This is a genomic window from Aquabacterium parvum (assembly GCF_001447195.1).
GTDB classification, from domain to species: domain Bacteria; phylum Pseudomonadota; class Gammaproteobacteria; order Burkholderiales; family Burkholderiaceae_C; genus Aquabacterium; species Aquabacterium parvum.
The window spans coordinates 1-19640 of the sequence record NZ_LFRI01000157.1 but is presented as its reverse complement, the minus strand read 5'-3'; the positions used below and the strand labels follow the sequence as shown (position 1 = coordinate 19640).

Annotated in this window: 21 protein-coding genes; 16 read left to right on the top strand and 5 right to left on the bottom strand. The window is 67.1% G+C overall.

The genetic code is table 11. The annotated features are described in order from the left end of the window. The first annotated feature begins 188 nt into the window (after positions 1-188). The 10 genes from ABG80_RS05995 to ABG80_RS05955 all read left to right on the top strand — a co-directional run bounded on the left by ABG80_RS05995 (position 189) and on the right by ABG80_RS05955 (position 8754). Positions 189-2396, top strand: a complete 2208-nt coding sequence (locus ABG80_RS05995) for a C1 family peptidase (RefSeq protein WP_058086845.1) — start codon at positions 189-191, stop codon at positions 2394-2396. Between the two features lie 29 nt (positions 2397-2425). Further along, entirely contained in the window at positions 2426-3217 is a 792-nt protein-coding gene (locus ABG80_RS05990) for a CHAP domain-containing protein (RefSeq protein WP_058086844.1), read from the top strand. Positions 3218-3261: 44 nt separating this feature from the next. Next, the gene (locus tag ABG80_RS05985; protein ID WP_058086843.1) at positions 3262-3603 is read left to right on the top strand and encodes a zinc ribbon domain-containing protein YjdM; all 342 of its coding nucleotides are present in this window, start codon (positions 3262-3264) and stop codon (positions 3601-3603) included. Positions 3604-3773: 170 nt separating this feature from the next. After that, positions 3774-4478 (top strand): Hcp family type VI secretion system effector, encoded by a 705-nt coding sequence (locus ABG80_RS05980; protein WP_058086842.1) that lies wholly within the window; start codon positions 3774-3776, stop codon positions 4476-4478. 42 nt (positions 4479-4520) lie between these two features. Next, positions 4521-4799: an ATP-binding protein gene (locus ABG80_RS21270; protein ID WP_083505859.1), complete on the top strand. Its 279-nt coding sequence runs from the start codon at positions 4521-4523 to the stop codon at positions 4797-4799. Between the two features lie 97 nt (positions 4800-4896). After that, complete coding sequence (locus ABG80_RS05975; RefSeq protein WP_058086841.1) at positions 4897-5544, top strand: DUF47 domain-containing protein; 648 nt, start codon at positions 4897-4899, stop codon at positions 5542-5544. Positions 5545-5563: 19 nt separating this feature from the next. Further along, positions 5564-6574 carry an inorganic phosphate transporter gene (locus ABG80_RS05970; protein ID WP_058086840.1) on the top strand — a complete coding sequence of 337 codons (1011 nt, stop codon included), beginning with the start codon at positions 5564-5566 and terminating at the stop codon, positions 6572-6574. Positions 6575-6598: 24 nt separating this feature from the next. Next, entirely contained in the window at positions 6599-6937 is a 339-nt protein-coding gene (locus ABG80_RS05965) for a nucleotide pyrophosphohydrolase (RefSeq protein WP_058086912.1), read from the top strand. 49 nt (positions 6938-6986) lie between these two features. Continuing rightward, positions 6987-7319 carry a hypothetical protein gene (locus ABG80_RS05960; RefSeq protein ID WP_058086839.1) on the top strand — a complete coding sequence of 111 codons (333 nt, stop codon included), beginning with the start codon at positions 6987-6989 and terminating at the stop codon, positions 7317-7319. A gap of 34 nt (positions 7320-7353) precedes the next feature. Beyond that, complete coding sequence (locus ABG80_RS05955; RefSeq protein WP_058086838.1) at positions 7354-8754, top strand: MFS transporter; 1401 nt, start codon at positions 7354-7356, stop codon at positions 8752-8754. 73 nt (positions 8755-8827) lie between these two features. On the opposite strand, the gene ABG80_RS05950 is transcribed toward ABG80_RS05955, so the two are convergent. Together ABG80_RS05950 and ABG80_RS05945 are read right to left on the bottom strand one after the other, a co-directional pair. After that, entirely contained in the window at positions 8828-9535 is a 708-nt protein-coding gene (locus ABG80_RS05950) for a DUF4197 domain-containing protein (protein WP_058086911.1), read from the bottom strand. Between the two features lie 140 nt (positions 9536-9675). Then, the gene (locus ABG80_RS05945) at positions 9676-10125 is read right to left on the bottom strand and encodes a hypothetical protein (RefSeq protein ID WP_058086837.1); all 450 of its coding nucleotides are present in this window, start codon (positions 10123-10125) and stop codon (positions 9676-9678) included. 219 nt (positions 10126-10344) lie between these two features. Between ABG80_RS05945 and acuI the strand changes: the two genes are divergently transcribed. Both acuI and ABG80_RS23385 read left to right on the top strand, forming a co-directional pair. After that, positions 10345-11334: an acrylyl-CoA reductase (NADPH) gene (acuI, locus tag ABG80_RS05940; protein WP_058086836.1), complete on the top strand. Its 990-nt coding sequence runs from the start codon at positions 10345-10347 to the stop codon at positions 11332-11334. A gap of 133 nt (positions 11335-11467) precedes the next feature. After that, the gene (locus ABG80_RS23385; protein WP_058086835.1) at positions 11468-12580 is read left to right on the top strand and encodes a hypothetical protein; all 1113 of its coding nucleotides are present in this window, start codon (positions 11468-11470) and stop codon (positions 12578-12580) included. A 129-nt stretch (positions 12581-12709) separates the two neighbouring features. Here ABG80_RS23385 and ABG80_RS05930 read toward each other — a convergent pair whose 3' ends face one another. Further along, positions 12710-12943, bottom strand: a complete 234-nt coding sequence (locus ABG80_RS05930; RefSeq protein WP_058086834.1) for a hypothetical protein — start codon at positions 12941-12943, stop codon at positions 12710-12712. Between the two features lie 291 nt (positions 12944-13234). Here ABG80_RS05930 and ABG80_RS05925 point away from each other — a divergent pair, with 291 nt between their 5' ends. Continuing rightward, positions 13235-13600 (top strand): PilZ domain-containing protein, encoded by a 366-nt coding sequence (locus ABG80_RS05925; RefSeq protein WP_058086833.1) that lies wholly within the window; start codon positions 13235-13237, stop codon positions 13598-13600. Between the two features lie 125 nt (positions 13601-13725). On the opposite strand, the gene flhC is transcribed toward ABG80_RS05925, so the two are convergent. Together flhC and flhD are read right to left on the bottom strand one after the other, a co-directional pair. After that, on the bottom strand, positions 13726-14262 hold the full coding sequence (flhC, locus tag ABG80_RS05920; RefSeq protein ID WP_058086832.1) for a flagellar transcriptional regulator FlhC: 537 nt from the start codon (positions 14260-14262) through the stop codon (positions 13726-13728). A gap of 64 nt (positions 14263-14326) precedes the next feature. Continuing rightward, positions 14327-14647: a flagellar transcriptional regulator FlhD gene (flhD, locus tag ABG80_RS05915; RefSeq protein WP_058086910.1), complete on the bottom strand. Its 321-nt coding sequence runs from the start codon at positions 14645-14647 to the stop codon at positions 14327-14329. A 339-nt stretch (positions 14648-14986) separates the two neighbouring features. Here flhD and ABG80_RS05910 point away from each other — a divergent pair, with 339 nt between their 5' ends. From ABG80_RS05910 to ahpF, 3 genes are all read left to right on the top strand, one after another. Then, positions 14987-16933: a reprolysin-like metallopeptidase gene (locus tag ABG80_RS05910; RefSeq protein WP_058086831.1), complete on the top strand. Its 1947-nt coding sequence runs from the start codon at positions 14987-14989 to the stop codon at positions 16931-16933. 209 nt (positions 16934-17142) lie between these two features. Beyond that, positions 17143-17718, top strand: a complete 576-nt coding sequence (ahpC, locus tag ABG80_RS05905; RefSeq protein ID WP_058086830.1) for an alkyl hydroperoxide reductase subunit C — start codon at positions 17143-17145, stop codon at positions 17716-17718. 178 nt (positions 17719-17896) lie between these two features. Next, a complete protein-coding gene (ahpF, locus tag ABG80_RS05900; RefSeq protein ID WP_058086909.1) occupies positions 17897-19456 on the top strand; it encodes an alkyl hydroperoxide reductase subunit F in 1560 nt (519 codons plus the stop codon). The last annotated feature ends 184 nt before the right edge of the window (positions 19457-19640 follow it).

The window sequence follows — 19640 nt, the reverse complement described above, 5'->3', positions numbered from 1 at the left end:
CAAGGTCGCACATGCTGAGCTCACCTGGCGCAAGGTGACATGGCGGTGCATCACTGCGCCCTGACGTGGCGCAAGGCCGACGCACCTTGGCGCAAAGGCACCCCAACTCCCTAGGTTTCATGATGGGCAGGCGCGCGCCCTCTCGCTAGCATTTGTTCACACATGCAACACGAGGGGAGACCACCGCCATGCCCACCCGCCAGGCCACCATCGGCCAACGCACCGTTTCACTCGACGCCCGCCCTGACCGGCTCGACCTGCGAGACCGCTCCTACACACCGCCCCTGGGCAACCTGCCATCGGAATGGCCGCCCAAGGACTGGGTCGAAACCTACCTGCCCCAGTACGCCAAACAAAAGCTGGTGCTCGACCAGGGCTCCGAAGGGGCCTGCACCGGCTTCGGCCTGGCCGCCGTCGTCAACTACCTGGGCTTCGTGATCAGCCTGCAAAAGCCCGAGGTCCAGGCGCGCAAGGTCAGCCCCGCCATGCTCTACCAGCTCGCGCGCATGTACGACGAGTGGCCAGGCGAGGACTACGAAGGCTCGAGCTGCCGCGGCGCGCTCAAGGGCTGGCACCGCCACGGCGTGTGCCGGGAAGACCTGTGGCCCTACAAGCTCGACCGCAAGGGCCGCCGCGTGCACGTCGCCCCCCTTGAAGACCCCGATCTGCCCGACGACCCCGAGCACAACTGGGACGTCGATGCGCTCTCGCGCACGCTGGGCGTGTACTACCGCGTCGACGTGCGTTCGGTGGTCGACCTGCAGGCCGCCATTTTCCAGAACGGTGCGGTCTACGTGTCGGCCACCGTGCACGAAGGCTGGGCCGTGCCCACCCGCAAGCAGCTCAAGGGCCACGCCGACCTGGTGCGCATCAAGCCCGTGGCCCAACCCAAACAAGCCGGCGGCCACGCCTTCGCGCTGGTGGGCTACAACGAGCAGGGCTTCGTGGTGCAGAACTCCTGGGGCCCGAGCTGGGGCTCGCACGGCTTTGCCTTGCTGCCCTATGAAGACTGGGTGCAGCACGCCACCGACGCCTGGGTCTTCACCATGGGCGTGTCCTGCCAGCAACTGGGGCAGGGGGCTCCCATGGTGCGCAGCCAAGGCACGGGCGCATCGGCCAAGCTGGTGCGCTCGCCTCGCTTCCTGGTGCCCTTCAGCGGCAGCGCCATGGGCGCCGTGCCCGACCGGCCCAATGGCCTCATCGGTGCCGACGACGCCCTGGCGCGCCGCTACCGCAGCGTGCGCAAGCCCGAGCACCGCCCGCTCGACGCCGACCAGGCCTACCGCCACACCATCGTGCTCGACCGGGGCTTCCCGGTGCGCAACGACATCACGGCCGAAAGCCCGCAAGCTGCCCTCGACTCGGCCGTGCTCAGCCGCCCCGCCGCCTGGCTCAAGGCCCGGGGCAGCGTCAAGGTCATGGTCTACGCCCATGGTGGACTCAACAGCGAAAGCGCTTCCGTCGGTCGCGTCCGCGTGATGGCGCCCTACGCCCTGGCCAACGGCATCTACCCCCTGTTCGTGACCTGGCGCTCGGGCCCGATGGAGACCGTCTCAGACCTCGTCGAAGAACTCGGCGCCAAGTTCGGCCTCACCTCGCGTGGCGGCTCGCCGGCGCGCGGCTGGCTCGATCGCATCGCCGAAGGCACCGACCGCATGCTCGAGCCGGTGCTGCGGGCACCCGGTGGCGCCATGTGGGGCCAGATGAAGCTCAACGCCATCCGCGCCAGCGAAGACCCGCAAGGTGGCGTGCGCCTGGCGGTGGAGCGCTTGAAAAAGCTCAAGGCCGAGGTGCCGGGCCTGGAGATCCACCTGGTGGGCCACTCCGCCGGCTCCATCGTGCTGGGCTCGATGCTCAAGCAGATGTCGGCCGCAGGCCTCAAGGCTGCCAGCACACGCCTGTTCGCGCCGGCCTGCACCACGCGCTTTGCGCTCGATCACTACGTGCCGGCCGTGCAAAAGGGCGTGCTGCCCGCCGAGCACTTCCACATCCACACCCTGTCCGACAAGAACGAACTGGATGACACCGTGGGGCCGTATCGCAAGTCGCTGCTCTACCTCGTGAGCCGCTCGTTCGAGGACGTGCACAAGATGCCGCTGCTGGGCATGGCCCGCAACTTCGACCCCGCCACCACCCAGCCCGATGCGGCCGACGACAGCTGGGCCCGCGACCGCGTGGCCGATGTGCGCCGCTGGCAAGACTTCTGGCGGGGCCTGCCCCATGGCGGTGCCAACTTGCACCTGCTCGACGCGCGCAGCATCTCCAACGGCGCAGGCACCGAGCAGTCCACCCACGGCTGTTTCGACAACTCGGTGGAGCTGGTCGGCCAAGCGCTGGGCTACATCGCCAACCCGGCCAAGCCGGTGCCCGTCAAGGTCGAACGACTGGACTACTGAACCCCGCAAGCAGCACAGGAAGGCAATCCATGAAATACCCAGGTCGTGTCATCAAGTCGGGCGAAACCGACGCCCGCATCGTCAAGGCGCTCAAGACCGCGCTCAACCAGGCCCTGGCCTTGCGCGGCAGCGAGGCCATCGTGCTCGACGCCGACAACCCCCTGTTCGGCCCGCGCATGAAGCAGGCCGTCAAGCTCTTTCAGGCGCGCAATGTCGACAGCCAGCTCCAGCCGCTGAAGGTCGATGGCGAGGTGGGCTCGCTCACCTGGGAGGCCCTGTTCGGCACCCAGCGCGTGCCCCAGGTCGAGGTCAAGCCCAAGGGCCTGGCCGCGCAGGTGCTGGCGCAGGCGGGGGCCGCAGCCGATGCCGGGGTGCGCGAGCAGCCGCGCAACAGCAACCGGGGCCCCGAGGTCGACGAATACCTGCGCCGTGCCGGTGTGCCGTCGGGCCTGGCCTGGTGCTGCGCCTTCACCTACTGGTGCTTCGACGAAGCCGCCAAGGGCCTGGGCATCGACAACCCCATGTACCGCACCGCCGGCTGCCTGGCCCACTGGAACAAGGCCGAGGCACATGGCGGCACCCGCCTGCTGGCGCGCGATGCGGTCGCCGACCCGGGGCTCATCCAGCCCGGCATGGTCTTCATCATGGACTTTGGTGGCGGCATGGGCCACACCGGTTTCGTCGAGCGCGTCGAAGGGGGCTACCTCCACACCATCGAGGGCAACACCGATGCCTCGCAAACGCGCGAAGGCGGCGGCGTCTACCGCCTCAAGCGCAAGGTGGGCAGCATCAACAAGGGCTTCATCCGCTACAAGGGCTGACGCGCATCAGGGGGGCGGCAAAGGCTCGGGCGTACCATTGCCGAATGAGCACCCTGCCCCCTTGCCCCCAATGCGCCTCGGCCTACACCTACGAAGACGGCGCCAACCTCGTCTGCCCTGAATGCGGCCATGAATGGAGCGCCAGCGCTGCCACCGAGGCCGAGCCTGCCGCCAAGGTCTGGAAAGACGCCCACGGCAACGTGCTGCAGGATGGCGACACCGTCACCCTGGTCAAGGACCTGAAGATCAAGGGATCCTCCTCGGTCATCAAGGTGGGCACCAAGGTCAAGAACATCCGCCTGATCGAAGGCGACCACGACATCGACTGCAAGGTCGAAGGCTTCGGGCCGATGCAGCTCAAGTCCGAGTTCATCAAGAAGGCCTGAGCCGGTCTGGGTCACGCCTGTCCGGCGCCGTTGCCAGGCTGGCGCCGTTGACAAGTTAGGGGGGAGGGCTTGCCGGCCGCACGCCGGGCAAGCAGGCTCGTGGGTGGCCTTCGCAGTCCGCTCGTCATCGCTCGGAGGCCTTGTTGCCACCACCTGACGAGGGAGTCCCCATGTCCAAGCTGTTCACCCCCCGACTGTTCACCCGCCTGGCCGCGCTGGCCCTGATCGCCCCCTTGTCGCTGCCAGCATCGGCCGCGCTCGACACCTACCTGAAAGTGCCCGGCGCGCCCGGCGAGAGCACCGACAAGGATCACGCCAAGGAAATCGAGCTCCTGTCCTGGTCCTGGGGCGCCACCAACCTGGGCAAGGACGGGGTGCTGCTCGCGCCCTTCACCTGGACGCAGCAGCTCGACAGCGCCTTCGTGCCCTTGTTCCTCGGCCTGGTCAACGACACCAATTTCGATCCGGTGGAGCTGGCCGTGCGCCGCGTCGGTGAACGCATCTCCAGCGACTTTTTCGAGATGACCTTCTCCGACGCCCACGTGCTCAGCCTGTCCACGTCGGGCACCGATGAAAGCGTCATCGTCACCGGCTCCATGAGCTACAGCGCCATCGCCATGAGCTATTGCCCGCAGGATGCCCGGGGCGGTCTGGGGCCCTGTGTCAAGGGCTCGTTCAGGCCGACCAGCACCGGTGCCATGTCGTTCTCCGGGGACGCGCAAGTGCTGCGTGGTCTGGCCGAAGCGGGTGGCAAGGTCAACTTCGCCATCACCACCGTGCCCGAGCCCTCTGCGGTGGCAGCGGCCCTGGGCGGCCTGACCTGGCTCGGCGGCGTGGCGTGGCGTCGGCGCGAGGCGGCCCGCACCCGCGGCTGAATGTGAGTGCACGGCGCGGCAGCTCGCCTTAAGCTGCGAGCCATGCCCGCTGTTGCCCTGCCCCGCATCGACGCGCCGCGCTGCACCGGTTGCGGCCGGTGCGTGGCGGCCTGCCCGCCCCAGGTGATCTGGCTGCAGGCCACTGGCCCCAGGGGCTGGGGGCCGAAGCGGGCCGAGTTGCACGACGTCTCCGGCTGCACCGGTTGCGCGCGCTGTGCACGGGTCTGTCCTTTTGGCGTGATCCGCATGGAAAAAGCGGCCCCAGGCCCGGCCCCTCTCGGCGGCGCGCTGGCGCCCAACGATCCCCCTCCGGTAAAATAGGCCGTTTGGACCATTCGTGATGCCATGCGGGTGTCATGAAAAGTCAGCCACGCCCTGTGGCGCGTCACCCCCGCGCCCGGAGAGAGAGACCCTCGCCATGATCTTTGGAAAGCTGCTGCCCCGTGAGGGCAATTTTTTTGAGCTGTTCAACCAGCACGCCAACCACATCGTGACGGCCGCCCACGCCTTCGCCCAGCTGGTTCGCAACTACAACGACCCGGCCCTGCGCGAGAAGTACAACCGCGACGTGGACGCCGCCGAGGCCGCAGCCGACACCATCAACCGCGAAGTCAACCGCCTGCTGCACACCACCTTCATCACCCCGATCGACCGCGAGCAGATCTTCTCGCTGATCAACACGATGGACGATGTGGCCGACCTGATGCAGGACGCCGCCGAGACCATGGCCCTGTACGACGTGCGTCGCATGACCGACGAGATCGAGCGCCTGACCGACCTGTGCGTCAAGAGCGCCGAGCGAGTCAAGGACGCCGTCGCCCTGCTGCACGACATCGGCGACGCCAAGACCGCCCAGGCCGCGCTCAAGACCTGCGAAGAAATCGACCAGCTCGAAAGCGATGCCGACCGCGTCATGCGCGCCGCCATGAGCAAGCTCTTCCGCGAAGAGCCCGATGTGCGCGAGGTCATCAAGCTCAAGGCCATCTACGAGCTGCTGGAAACCGTCACCGACAAGTGCGAAGACGTGGCCAAGCTCATCGAGGGCGTGATCCTCGAGAACTCCTGACCCGCCCCGGAGCCAAGACATGGAACCCATGCAAACGGCCCTTTGGGTCGTGATGGCGCTGGTGGTGCTGGCCCTGCTGTTCGACTTCATGAACGGCTTTCACGACGCGGCCAACTCCATCGCCACCGTCGTCTCGACCGGCGTGCTTCGCCCCAGCCAGGCGGTGCTCTTCGCGGCCTTCTTCAACTTCGTGGCCATCTTCGTCTTCCACCTCAGCGTGGCGGCGACGGTGGGCAAGGGCATCGCCGACGCGGGGGTCATCGACACCCACGTGGTGTTCGGGGCGCTGACCGGGGCCATCACCTGGAACGTGATCACCTGGTACTACGGCATCCCCAGCAGCTCTTCGCACGCCCTGATCGGCGGCATCGTCGGTGCGGTCATCGCCAAAGCAGGGGCCAGTGCCCTGATCGCCACGGGCATCATCCGCACCGTCACCTTCATCTTTGTCTCGCCGCTGCTGGGCTTCACGCTCGGCTCGCTGATGATGGTGCTGGTGGCCTGGATCTGCCGCCGCACACCGCCCTCCAAGGTGGACCGCTGGTTCCGCCGGCTGCAGCTGGTCTCGGCCGGCGCCTACAGCCTGGGCCACGGCGGCAACGACGCGCAAAAGACCATCGGCATCATCTGGATGCTGCTGATCTCCACCGGCTATGCGGCTGCGGGCGACAAGGCCCCGCCCACCTGGACCATCGTGGCTTGTTACGCCGCCATCGGCCTGGGCACCATGTTCGGCGGCTGGCGCATCGTGCGCACCATGGGCCAGAAGATCACCAAGCTCAAGCCCGTGGGCGGCTTCTGCGCCGAAACCGGGGGCGCGCTGACGCTGTTCATCGCCACCGGCCTGGGTGTGCCCGTCTCCACCACCCACACCATCACCGGCGCCATCGTCGGCGTGGGCTCGGTGCAGCGCGCCTCGGCCGTGCGCTGGGGCGTGGCTGGCAACATCGTCTGGGCCTGGATCCTGACCATCCCGGCCTCGGCGTTCGTGGCCGCCGTTGCATACTGGGTGAGCCTGCAGCTGTACTGACCTCAACCACCCAAGGAGATGCGCATGGCCGATGACTCGCTGGCGCACCTCGCCCAACGCCTCCAGGCTTTCGCCGACGCGCGAGACTGGGGGCGTTTTCATTCGCCCAAGAACCTGGCGTCGGCCCTCGTGGTCGAGGCCGGCGAGTTGCTCGAGCCTTTCCAGTGGCTGACCGAGCAGCAAAGCCGCGAGCTGCCGGGGGACACCAAGGACGCCGTCGCGCTCGAGATGGCCGACGTGCTGCTTTACCTGGTGCAGCTGGGCAACCAGCTGGGCGTCGACGTGGTCGAGGCCGCGCACCGCAAGATCCAGATCAACGAAGGCCGATTTCCCCCTTCGCCAACCGCGTCGAACCAGGTTTGACGAGCACCCGCTCGCGCGCGCGAGTTCACCCGCGGCGTAAAGTCAGGTGATGAACTGGCTCAAGAAGGACCCAGGCTCCATCCGGTCTGCGCCGGGCCTGGAGTGGCAGATCTGGCGCCGCCTGCCGGCCATCCTGGCCTGGGGCACGGCCTTGCCTGCGCTGTGGCTCGCCGCGTCGTGGTGGGCGAGTGCCGGCTCACCCGACCTCCCGCACGACCCCTCTTCGCTGCGAACCGAGTTCATCCTGGTGGGCGTCATCGTCCTTCACTGGACCCTGGTGCTCACGCTCGCCATTGGCTGCGCCATCGTCCTGCTGATGAAGGGGCCGCGCTACGAAGCCGACCCCTACCCCCTGCCCGACGCCGATCGCCCCCGCGATTGAAGCCGACGGCGTCGCGGCGCGATAGCATCCGCGCGTGACCCACCCGCTGCGCACCCCCCACCTGCCCCTGCTCGCCGCCCTGTACACGGCGCAGGGCCTGCCCTTTGGCTTTTTCACGCTGGCCCTGCCAGTGCTGATGCGCGAGGCGGGCTGGTCGCTCACCGCCCTGGGCTTCCTGCAATTCCTTGCCGCACCCTGGGTGCTCAAGATGCTGTGGGCGCCCATCGTGGACCACCACGGCTCGCGGCGCAGCTGGCTGCTGTCGATGCAACTGGCCTCGTGCGCCCTCGCCGTGGCCATGGCCTTGCTTGGCTTCACCGAGGGCAGCATCGCCCTGTTCGTGGCGGTCTTCGTCTTCAACCTGATGGCCGCCACCCAGGACGTGGCCACCGACGGCCTGGCCGTGCGCCTGCTCAACGCCCAGCAACGCGGGCTGGCCAATGGCATCCAGGTGGGGGCCTACCGCTTCGGCATGATCCTGGGCGGCGGTGTGCTGCTGTGGGTGTTCGCGCACACCAACTGGCAGGTCGCCTTCTTCGGCATGGCGCTGATGCTGGCCTTGCTGACGCTGCCGGTGTGGCGCATGCAGGAGCCGCCGCCTCACGTGCCCGATGCCGACCCGGTCGGGGCACTTGAAGGCTCGCAAGCGACCTCAACGCCATCGGCTTCGTCGATGCACCACGGCCAGCGAGGCGATGCCCCGTGGGCTGTCCTGCTGGGGGCCACGCCGCCTGCCACCTCTTCTCACGGCATCGATGACGACCTCGTCGCCGACCGCCCCGCTGGCCATCCTGCTGACCGTCCTGCGGGCCGCCACCTCGCCCTGCTGTGGTGGCACCGCGCGATGCGCCCGGGCGTGCTGGCGCTCGCCGGCCTGATCTTCTGCTTCCGCTTTGGCGACCAGATGGCCGCCGGCCTGATCACGCCCTTCCTGCTCGACCAGGGCCTGAGCAAGGCCGACCTGGCCGTGCTCAAGGGCGCGGTGGGTTCGGGCACCAGCCTGCTGGGCGCCGCGATCGGCGGCTGGTTGATGCTCAGGGTGGGGCGCCGCGCCGCCTTGCTGGGTTGCGGCTTCATGCAAGCGGCGGTCTACGGCCTGTACGTGGCCGCAGCCATGGGCCTGGGGGGTGTGCCGCTGCTGTGGCTGGCCACCGTCGCCGAGGGCGTCATCGGCACCATGGCCACCGTGGCCCTGTACTCGCTGATGATGGATTCGGCCGACCCGGCTCATCCTGGCACCGACTACACCTTGATGGGCAGCGTGGGCGTGTCGCTGGCCACCGTCGGCGGCATCGCAGGGGGCGTGGTGGGCGACCACCTTGGCTACGCCAGCGCCTTCGCGTCGGGGGCGGTGGTTTCGGTCATCGGGCTGATCGCCATGGTGCGCTGGCTCGACGCCCACCCCTTCAACCAGCGCGTGCGACAGGCTTGGTGACCTGGTGACCTGGTGAGCGGGCAAAGTGGCAGGGCTGACGGGGGGCGACTTGGGCCTCGTCGGGGCCGCAGCCTCACTTCACCGCGCCGAACACCTTCTCGATGAGCTTGCTGCCCGCGCCCACCGGGTCCTGGCGGATCTTGCGCTCTTCTTCTCCGATGATGGTGTAGAGCCCGTCCAGCGTCTTGCCGGTCACGTACTGCTCGACGCTGGCGTCTTCCTTCTTGACCAGGCCGAAGCCCGAGGCCTGCGAGGCCACGCGGTTGTAGGCCTTGGCCAGCTTGACCTGGCTGACGGCTTTCTCCACCACGGGCAGGAAGGAGGCGCCCAGCGGCTCGCGGGTCTTGTCGGCAAAGAACTGGGTCACGGCGTTGTCGCCGCCCGAGAGGATCTGCTTGGCGTCCTGCACCGACATGTTCTGCACGGCTTTGACCAACAGGTCTCGGCCCATGGGCACAGCGGCTTCGGCCGCGCGGTTCATGCCGGTGACGAGTTCATCCACCCGCTTGCCCTGGCCGGTCATCTTCAAGACGTCGGCGGCTTTTTCGAGGTAGTCGGGCAGCGGGATGCGCACCTTCGGGTTGTCCAGGAAGCCGCCGGGCTGGCCCAACAGGCTCACGGCCGCCTTGGCGCCTTGCTCCAGCGCGGCCTTGAGGCCCTTGCCCACCTCCTGCTCGCTCAAGCTGGCCAGGCTGAGGGCGTGCGCTTGTTGCAGCGCGCCGCTGACCAGCCACGCGAAGCTGGCCGCGAGGGTGTGTTGGTGAAAGCGGCGTCGGTCCAGTCGGGCGTCCATGGGGGCTCCTGCGGTGGTTGGCGGGCCCTGGCTTGTGGCTGCCAGGTGCGATCGACAACTCTAACCCGCAGGCGCGGGCTTGTCTCCTCGGTGCCCGGTGAACCGGCGTCATGCCGGCTGGCGTGTGCTCAGGCCACCGCCCCGGCGTCCACAGAGCGCATCAGGTGCATGGACGTGGTTCGCAGCACCGGCAAAGGCAGGTCCCAGTGGTCGGCCTGGGTGCACAGCATCTCGTACTCGGCATCGGCGAGGTTCTGGTCGCACTCGCACAGCGCCGCGCAGATCTCCATGACGATCAGGCGCAGGCCCACGTCGTCGATCTCGTCGAGCATCTGCTTGAGTTCGGTGCGCGGCAGGTGCTGGATGCCGGACCAGTGCTGGTGCGACGAGGCCATCAGGTCGTCGCAGACGGCCTGCAGCACGCCCATGAAGTCGGCCTGAGAGAGGTCGAGCCGCCCTGCCACGTCGATGCGCTGCAGCGCGTCGATCTCCTGGTGACCGAGGTGGCCGTCGGCCAGCACGGTGAGGGCCACCACGCGGGCGGCGGCATGGGGGCTGTTGCGGGGGTAGCTGCGCATCGAAAATCTCCTGTCAGAACGATGACGGGTTGACTCTACGCAGAGCGAGCATTCGGGAAAATCAGATTCTTTGGTGTGAAGTTTCGTTCTGATCGAAACAATGAGGCTGCCGCACCCATGCGGTGACGCGCCTGCACGGTGCGGCCCCGGCGCCTGGCGGGCACTCGGCGCTATGCTCGCCATCGGCCGCCGTCAGGCCATCAACAGGAGACCCACAACGTGTTCAAGGCCATCCTCATCGAGAAGGACGAGCAAGGCTATCGCGCCGCGCTCAAAGACGTCGACGACGCCCAATTGCCCGCTGGGCCCGAGGCCAACGTCACCGTGAAGGTGGCCGCTTCCACGCTGAACTACAAGGACGGCCTGGCCATCACCGGCAAGTCGCCCGTGGTGCGCAAGTTCCCGATGGTGCCGGGCATCGACCTGGCCGGCACGGTGGAGTCGAGCAGCCACCCCGACTGGCAGCCCGGTGACCGGGTCGTGCTCAACGGCTGGGGCGTGGGCGAAACCCACTGGGGCGGTCTGGCTGAAAGAGCTCGTTTGAACGGCGACTGGCTGGTGCCGCTGCCAGCGGCCTTCACCCCCGAGCAGGCCATGGCCATCGGCACGGCGGGCTACACCGCCATGCTGTGCGTGCTGGCGCTGGAACGCCATGGCGTCAAGCCCGAACACGGCGAGATCGTTGTCACCGGCGCGGCCGGTGGCGTGGGCAGCGTGGCCGTGGCCCTGCTGGCCAAGTTGGGCTACACCGTGGCCGCTGTCACAGGTCGCGCGGCCGAAGCCGACTACCTGAAGTCGCTGGGCGCGGCCACCGTGCTCGAGCGCAGCGAATTCAACCAGCCCGGCAAGCCGCTGGCCAAGGAGCGCTGGGCCGGCGCCGTCGACACCGTGGGCAGCCACACCCTGGCCAACGTCTGCGCGCAAACGAAGTACGGCGGCGTGGTCACCGCCTGCGGCCTGGCCGGTGGGATGGACTTCCCGGCCTCGGTGGCGCCTTTCATCCTGCGCGGGGTGACGCTGGCCGGCATCGACAGCGTCATGCGCCCGAAGGCCGACCGCCTGGAGGCTTGGCGCCGCCTGGCCACCGACCTCGACCTGGCCAAGTTGGGCTTGATCACCCGCGAGATCACCCTGGCCGAAGCCATTGCCGCAGCGCAGCAATTGCTGGACGGGCAGGTGCGGGGCCGGGTGGTGGTGCGCGTGTCATGAGGTAACGGACGTCTCAGGCTGCTGCCGGCTTGTGTCAGGCGCTGACAGGAGGCGGCACAATCCGCCCGGGTGCCGTCTGGATGTGATGCGTTGAACGACAACGCGAGCGGTGCCCCGAAAACCGGAGACAACCATGCAACGCCAACGCCGCTGGGCCATCGGGGCCGTTCCCGTGATGCTGTTGACCGCCTGTGGCGGCGGGGGCGGCAGTTCGCCCTCTGGCACCGACACGGCTGCCGAAGACCCTGACCGGCTCAAGGGCCGAGGTGGCAGCAGCACCCCCACCTCGCCGACCACGCCGACCACGACGCCGGTGGGCGTGGCTTACGGCAACCTGGCCGCCGCCAGCCTGGGCGTGGGCGCATCGCTCAACGGGGCCATCCCGTTCCCGGCGGACAACCCCTGGAACACCGACATCAGCGGCGCCCCGGTCGACCCCAACTCCACCAACCTGATCAACAGCATCGGTGCCGACAAAGGCCTGTATCGCGACTTCGGCTCGGGCACCTGGGACGGCGCTCCCATCGGCATCCCGTACATGGTGGTCAGCGGCACGCAAGCCAAGGTGACGATCGAGTACAACCCCGATGCCTACGGGGATGAAAGCGATGCAGGGCCCTTCCCCATGCCGCTGAACGCGCCCATCGAAGGCGCGCCCAACACCGATGGCGACCGCCACGTGCTGGTCATCGACAAGGACAACAACCGGCTGTATGAAATCGGCCGGGCTTTTCCGCAAAGCAACCGGTGGGTGGCCGACGCCGGCGCCATCTTCCACCTCAACAGCAACAACGTGCGGCCCACGGCGCAAACAGGCTGGACCAGCGCCGACGCCGCCGGCCTGCCGATCTTCCCGGGGCTGGTGCGTTACGACGAGGCTTCAAAGGGTGCGGGTGGCATCCGCCACGCCCTGCGTTTCACGGCCGCGCGCACGCGCCGGGCTTTCGTGCCACCAGCCACGCACTACGCGTCGTCCAACACCGATGCCAACCTGCCGCCCATGGGCATGCGGGTGCGCCTGAAGGCCGACTTCGTGATCCCCTCGACCTTCAGCAACGAAGCCAAGGCCATCCTGACGGCGCTCAAGACCTACGGCATGTTCCTGGCCGACAACGGCTCGGACTGGTTCATGAGCGGTGCCCCGGACAGCCGCTGGGACAACGACCGCCTGCGCACAGAACTGGCGTCGGTCAAGGGCCGGGACCTCGAGGTGGTGAAAATGACCGGGATGGTCACCCAGGTTTGACCCGCTGCGCACCGACGGGCCCGGGCTCCAGGCCGGTTCGTGGTACGAGGGGTTGGGGCCCCACCCGGCCGGTGACCGGCGCTGGGTGGGTGGTCCTGCCGGCTGAGCGCCAGAGCAGGACTTGAGAACTCAGCGGCCCGCGCCGTGGTAGGCGCGGCGCAGGTTGGCCACGGCCGCGCGGCGGCGGGCGCGGTGGCTCAGCACGCTGCTGCGCAACAGCACCGTGCAGGCAACCAAGGCCAGCACGCCGTGCAGGTTGTGTCCCTGGGCCATCAGCGCCAGGCCAGCGATGCCGGCGATGCCACACGCCACCGAGGTGGCTTGGCGGCTGCGTTGCCAGATGGAGGGGGTTGACGGGCTCATGTTGCCTCCGTGTTTGGGGTCTCGTGGCGCTTCGTGAACTGCCACACGGCATTTGTACGCGGACTTGTCAACCCACGCAAGTTGGGGGTGTCCCGATCACGGGAGAACACTGGCCCCGGTTTGGCGGAATTTGTTCCGCCCGGAGGTCTCGGTGCATGGGCCCAGGCTTCACCGGGGTTTCACATGCTGAACCATAATTGTTTTCATTTGTGGTGACAGCTTGGGTCCGCGACATGTTGGACGTCACCCTCCAGCCGCACGGAAGTCGAGGTTGTTTTGGCGGATCAAGACATGTCAAGGTCGGGTGGTGCCGCAGGGCCCACGGTGGATGCACGCGGCGCGACCCGGGTCAACGCCCACTGGCGAGCACGGGTGCTGATCTCTGCGGAGGTCTTCACCGAGGGGCGCACGATCAACGTCTCCGAAAGTGGCGTCAGCTTGCTGCTGGACCGGCGCTTCCCCGATGGCGCCGTGCTCACCCTGGCGCTGGCCGTGCCCGACCCGACCGATCGCACCCGCTTGCATGCCATCACCGCGCAGGCGCGGGTCATCTTCAACGTGGCCTCAGGCGATCTGTTCCGCCTCGGTCTGCAGTTCACCCAGGTCGCTGACGAGGGGCGCCAGCTCATCCGGCGCTGGGTTCACCTCTTGAGCTGAGCGTCGCCCGGCCAAAAAAGCGGGCCCGACGCCGAAGCGAAGGGCCCGTGCAAGCACCTGAGACAACGGTGCTACCAGGAGGAGACCTGCATGAAAACGGTGGTTGCGGTGCGGCGCGGTGCCAATCAGTGCAGCTGAAGCGAGCCGGCGGCCTTGCCCTTGCCGGCGCGTGCCGGGGGGTTGCACAGGCCGCAGGTGAAGTGACGGGCGATCTCGTGGGGGTGGGTGACGAAGTGGCCACCGCACTTGTTGCACTTGGTCATGGTCAGCATGCCGTTGTCGATGAACTTGACCAGGCGCCAGGCGCGGGTCACGGACAACAGCGGCTCCAGGCCCTGTGACTGGGTTTGTTCGAGGTAGAGCTGATAGGCCTTGATGACCACGTCGATCTCGTCCATCTCCGAGGCCTTGTTCAGGTACTCGTGCATGTTCAGGAACAGGCTGGCGTGGATGTTGGGCTGCCAGGTCATGAACCAGTCGGTCGAGAAAGGCAGCTGGCCCTTCGAGGGCGACTTGCCCGAGACCTCTTTGTACAGGCGCAGCAGGCGCTCATACGACATGTCGGTTTCCGACTCCAGCACCTGCAGGCGGGCGCCCAGGTGGATCAGCGTGATGGCGCGGTCGATCTGCTTGGCTTCGGTCAACAGGCTCTTGGTGCGCATGGTGTCTCTCCTGGGGGGCGTCTGGAAGGGGGGCGTTGTCTGCGTTGTCAGCGTCGGGCGCTGATCAGGCGGCTTCCTGGTGGCGGCCGGCCATCAGGATGGAAGCGTGCAGGCGGGTGACGGAGTCGTTGTTGGACTTGGAGTGGCTGGTCAGCAGGCTCCAGACCAGGTCGTCGTCGATGCGCATGCGGCACAGCAGGGTGTTGCCCGAGGCGATCTTGAGCACTTGGGCGGGCGACAGGGAGGCCAGGCGTTCGGCGGCTTCTTCGGAGATGCCCAGGCGGAAGAGGGCTTGCTCGCGGTCGCTGCGGATGAGGCTCTGGGCCAGCATCAGGTAGGACAGGTTGACTTCGCGGATTTCGGCAAGGATCTGGTCGGCGTTCATGGTGGGCTCCTGTTCGCTGCGTTGCCTGGCGTTGTTCGCTTTGGCGTTGTCGATGGAGTCATTGTGCAAAGACACCCCAGTTTTCTTGATAGGGGCCTGGCTGCGCGAAGCGTCGGTGTCACGCTGGGCGTGCTGTAGGAAATTGCCTGACAAAGCCCCTGAAAAGCGGAAGGCGGCGGCCGAGTGGTTTTGCCGCTTTTGCCGATTCAAGGTGGCGACAGGCCTTCAGCGCGCGCGGGCTGCGGCAGGAGTTCACGCGCATTTCACGCTCGGGCGAACTAGTCTGGCGCTCAAGCCTGGGCCTGACGGTGGGTCGGCTGTTCGCTGGAGTTTTTCACCATGTCTGTGCGCCAACTGTGTCTGTTGTCTGCTGCCTTGATCGCCGCCGGGGCTTGCGCCGCGGCGCCTGCCAAACCCATGGCCGAGGTGGTCTTGCCTGCGCAGGAAGTTCGCCTCGAGCAAGCGATGCAGCTGGACATGGCTCGCCTGCTGCAGGCCCGCGTGGGTGAGAGTTGGGCGGTGAACCTGCCACGGGTCGGCCACAAGCGCTTGACGCTGGAAACCGTGGTCACGGGTCGCGATGGCCTCAAGTCCTGGCACGCCCGACTGGGCGATGCCGTGGGCGACCGGATCTACCTCAGGCAGACCCAACGCGGGCTCCATGGTGGTGTGCGCGTGGGAGGTCAGGTGTTCGCGGTGGCCCAGCGTGGCTCGGGGCCCCTGGTGGTGGCGCCTGCCGCCACGGTGGCCGCCGTCTCGACGCAGGTTTTCGTGCTGGGCGCCGTGGTGGAGCCCGGCGTGCAGGTCATCTCGCCCAACCTGGCGGCGCTGGCGGACGCGCCCGTTGGCAGCGAGTGGGCCATGCCTTTGCCTGGCGGGCAAACCGAGGTGGTCGTCATCACGGCTTCGGGCATCGATGAACATGGGCTCCAGCAGGTCAGTGCCATCAGCCGGATGGATGGCGTCGGGCAGTCTTCGCAGTGGACGGTCGGCCCGGATGCGGTGTTCGCCACCATCCACACCACCCGAGGCGAATACCAGGTCGTCACGCGGCAGGGGCGCACCGAGATCCTGGATCCGCGCGCAGCCGGGCTGAGTGGCCCCAAGGGCGACGACCACATCGAAGCCCCTGCCGGCGAAGGCGGGGTGGACCTGGCGGTCGCGGCCGCGGGCAGTGTTTCGGCGGGGGCCGGGGCGGTGACGGCAGGGGCCACGGCCACCGCTGCGGCGACGTCGACCCCTGCGCAGCCGGTGCCGCTCAAGGCCGGCACGGTCGACACCCAGATCAACCTCCTGATGAGCTACAGCCCCAGCCTGGTGACGCTGTGGGGGACTGAAAGCGCGGCGCGCACGCGCATGGTCAACCTGGTCGAGGTGGCCAACCAGGCCTATGTCAACAGCGGCACGGGCGTGAAGTTCCGCATCGTGGGCTGGCGCCTGGTCAAGGCCGCCGATGCGACGCCGCAGGTGCAGCTCGACGTGTTGCGGCGCGACACAGGGGCCTTTGCGGGCACGGCCGCCCAACGGCTGGCCAGTGGTGCGGCGATGACCGTTTTCGTTTCGCCCTTCAATGCCGTGACGTCCAAGACAGGCACCTGCGGGCTGGCCTACGTGCCAGCGGCGCGCGCGGCCGGGATCACGGCCTACCGGCAGCAGGCCCCCTCGCTGATGTTCTCGTCGATCAACGATGGCCAGCATGGCGGCTACTACTGCGAGAGCCTGACCCTGGCACACGAGCTGGGTCACAACCTCGGGGCTGCACACGACAAGGCCAACTCCTCGTTTGCCGGGGTGCTGCCTTACAGCTACGGCAAGGGGGTGTCGGGCCAGTTCGGCACGGTCATGTCCTACATCCAGCCCAAGGTGGCGCTGTTCTCGTCGCCCCAGCTGAGCTGCACGGCCAAGAAGGCGCCATGTGGCACCAGCAGTGAAAACGTCGTGGACACGGTTTTGCAGACCAAGGGCACGGTGGCCGCCTTGGGCCGTGCCTCGGCCGTGGCGGTGGGCGCCGACGGCAGCGTGCAGGTGGCGGGTTGGGTGCTGCAGCCCAACGGCAGCCCGTACACCGGCGGCGGGGTCAAGCTCGCACCCACGGTGGCGTCGGTGGCATGCAGCGTGGGCAGCACGGGCTTGTACAACTGCCGGGTGCCTTCGGGCGTGAACTCGGTGACGCTGCGCGCTGCGGTGGGCGCCAAGGGGCGTGCCATCACGCCTGCGGTGGGCACGTTCGCGGTCGATCGGATGAGCAACACGCCGGTGAACGCGACGCGCTTCTATGTGAAGTGAGCGCTCGCAAACCAGTGAAACGTTGATTTGAAAGGAGTTGGGCCCCTGGTGTGGTGACGATGAATCAATAGCCAGAGACAATCAATCGCATTTGTTCAATCAATTCGCTTGATGAAACGTCCTGGCCTAAGATTGAACCTGTTTCCTCGAAAACACCTCCCTTTGCGGGGCGGTGTTTCCAACAAACCAACCCCTACCAGGAACCCAACATGAGCCTGATCAACACCCAAGTCCAGCCCTTCAAGACCGAAGCCTTCGTCAACCGCGGCGGCAAGGGCGAGTTCATCACCGTCTCCGACGAGTCCCTCAAGGGCAAGTGGTCCGTGCTGATCTTCATGCCGGCTGCCTTCACCTTCAACTGCCCGACCGAAATCGAAGACGCTGCCAACAGCTACGAAGAGTTCAAGAAGGCTGGCGCCGAGGTCTACATCGTCACCACCGACACCCACTTCTCGCACAAGGTGTGGCACGAAACCTCGCCCGCCGTCGGCAAGGCCCAGTTCCCCCTGGTTGGTGACCCCACCCACAAGCTGACCCGCGCTTTCGGCGTGCACATCGAAGAAGAAGGCCTGTCGCTGCGCGGCACCTTCGTGATCAACCCCGATGGCGTCATCAAGACCGCCGAAGTGCACTCCAACGAAATCGCCCGCGACGTGTCGGAGACCCTGCGCAAGCTCAAGGCCGCCCAGTACACCGCCGCCAACCCCGGCCAGGTCTGCCCCGCCAAGTGGAAGGAAGGCGCCAAGACCCTGGCTCCTTCGCTGGACCTGGTCGGCAAGATCTGATCGATCTCACCACGCTTTGACCTGTGTTGAGGCCTGACCTCACCACATCGTTGAAAACTTGCCTCCTGCTCGCCCACAAGGCGGGTGGGTGGATGACCCTGGCCTTCTCATCTCGCTAAACAGGAGGAGGCCGGTTCCCGAAGTCACTTTGCAACTCAGAAATTTAAGGATGCCCAACATGCTGGACGACACCCTCAAGGCCCAACTCGCCGCCTACCTCGAGCGCGTGCAACAACCCTTTGAGATCGTCGCATCCCTGAGTGACTCCGAGAACTCGCGCGAGATGCTCGAGCTGCTGCAGACGATCCAAGGTCTGCGCGCCGACAAGATCACCCTCAAGACCGACGGGCAGGACGCCCGCAAGCCTTCGTTCACGCTGCAGCGTGCAGGTGCCACCAACAGCCTGCGCTTTGCCGGCCTGCCGCTGGGCCACGAGTTCACCTCGCTGGTGCTGGCGCTGCTGTGGACGGGCGGTCACCCCCCGAAGGAAGAAGCCGAGACGCTGGACAACATCCGTGCGCTCGACGGCGACTTCAACTTCGAGGTCTACATGTCCCTGAGCTGCCACAACTGCCCGGACGTGGTGCAGGCGCTGTCGCTCATGGCCATCCTGAACCCCAAGGTCAGGACCACCGTCATCGAAGGTGGTGCCTTCCAGGAAGAGGTGGAAAAGCGAGAGATCATGGCCGTGCCCATGGTCTTCCTGAACGGCCAGGTGTTCGCCTCGGGCAAGATGAGCGTGGACGAGATCGTGGCCAAGCTGGACACCAACTCCGCCGCCAAGGAGGCCGCCAAGGTCAACGCCAAGGCGCCTTACGACGTGCTGATCGTGGGCGGTGGCCCGGCCGGCGCCGCAGCGGGTGTGTACGCCGCCCGCAAGGGCATCCGCACCGGCATCGCGGCCGAGCGCTTCGGCGGTCAGGTCAACGACACGCTGGCCATCGAGAACTACATCTCGGTGCTGGAAACCGACGGCCCCAAGCTGGCCGCTGCGCTCGAAGCCCATGCCAAGGCGTATGACGTCGACATCATGAACCTGCAAAAGGCCGCCGAGATCATCCCGGCCGAGCAGGCGGGTGGCCTCATCCAGGTGAAGATGGAAAACGGTGGCGTGCTCAAGGCCAAGACCGTGATCCTGTCGACCGGCGCGCGCTGGCGCAACGTGAACGTGCCCGGCGAGGCCGAGTACAAGAACAAGGGCGTGGCCTACTGCCCGCACTGTGACGGCCCGCTGTTCAAGGGCAAGCGCACGGCCGTGATCGGCGGCGGCAACTCGGGCGTGGAAGCCGCCATCGACCTGGCGGGCATCGTGGCCCACGTCACGCTGATCGAGTTCGCCGACACGCTCAAGGCCGACGCGGTGCTGGTCAACAAGCTCAAGAGCCTGCCGAACGTGACCATCCACACGAATGCGCAGACGACCGAGATCACGGGCAGCGAAGGCAAGGTCAACGGCCTGAAGTACAAGGACCGCGCCACGGGCGAGGAGCACCTGGTGCCGCTCGAAGGCGTGTTCGTGCAGATCGGGCTGGTGCCCAACACCGAGTTCCTGCGAGGCACGGTGGAGCTGTCCAAGTTCGGCGAGGTCCTGATCGACGCCAAGGGCCACACCAATGTGCCTGGGGTGTTCGCGGCCGGTGACTGCACCAACGTGCCGTACAAGCAGATCGTGATCGCGGCGGGTGCGGGGGCGACGGCAGCGCTGAGCGCCTTCGACCACCTGATCCGGCACGGTTGAGCGCAGCCGGACCGAGCCGGCTCGATCTGCGCAGGGCAATGTCTGCGCACTAGGGGCTGTTAACACTAATTGCAACGCTGGGCATCATGCTGGACACTGCCCGACATGGAGATCACACCCAAGCAATTCGCGCGCATCGAGCATTGCCTTCCACTGCAGCGAGGCAACGTGAGCCTGTCCAATC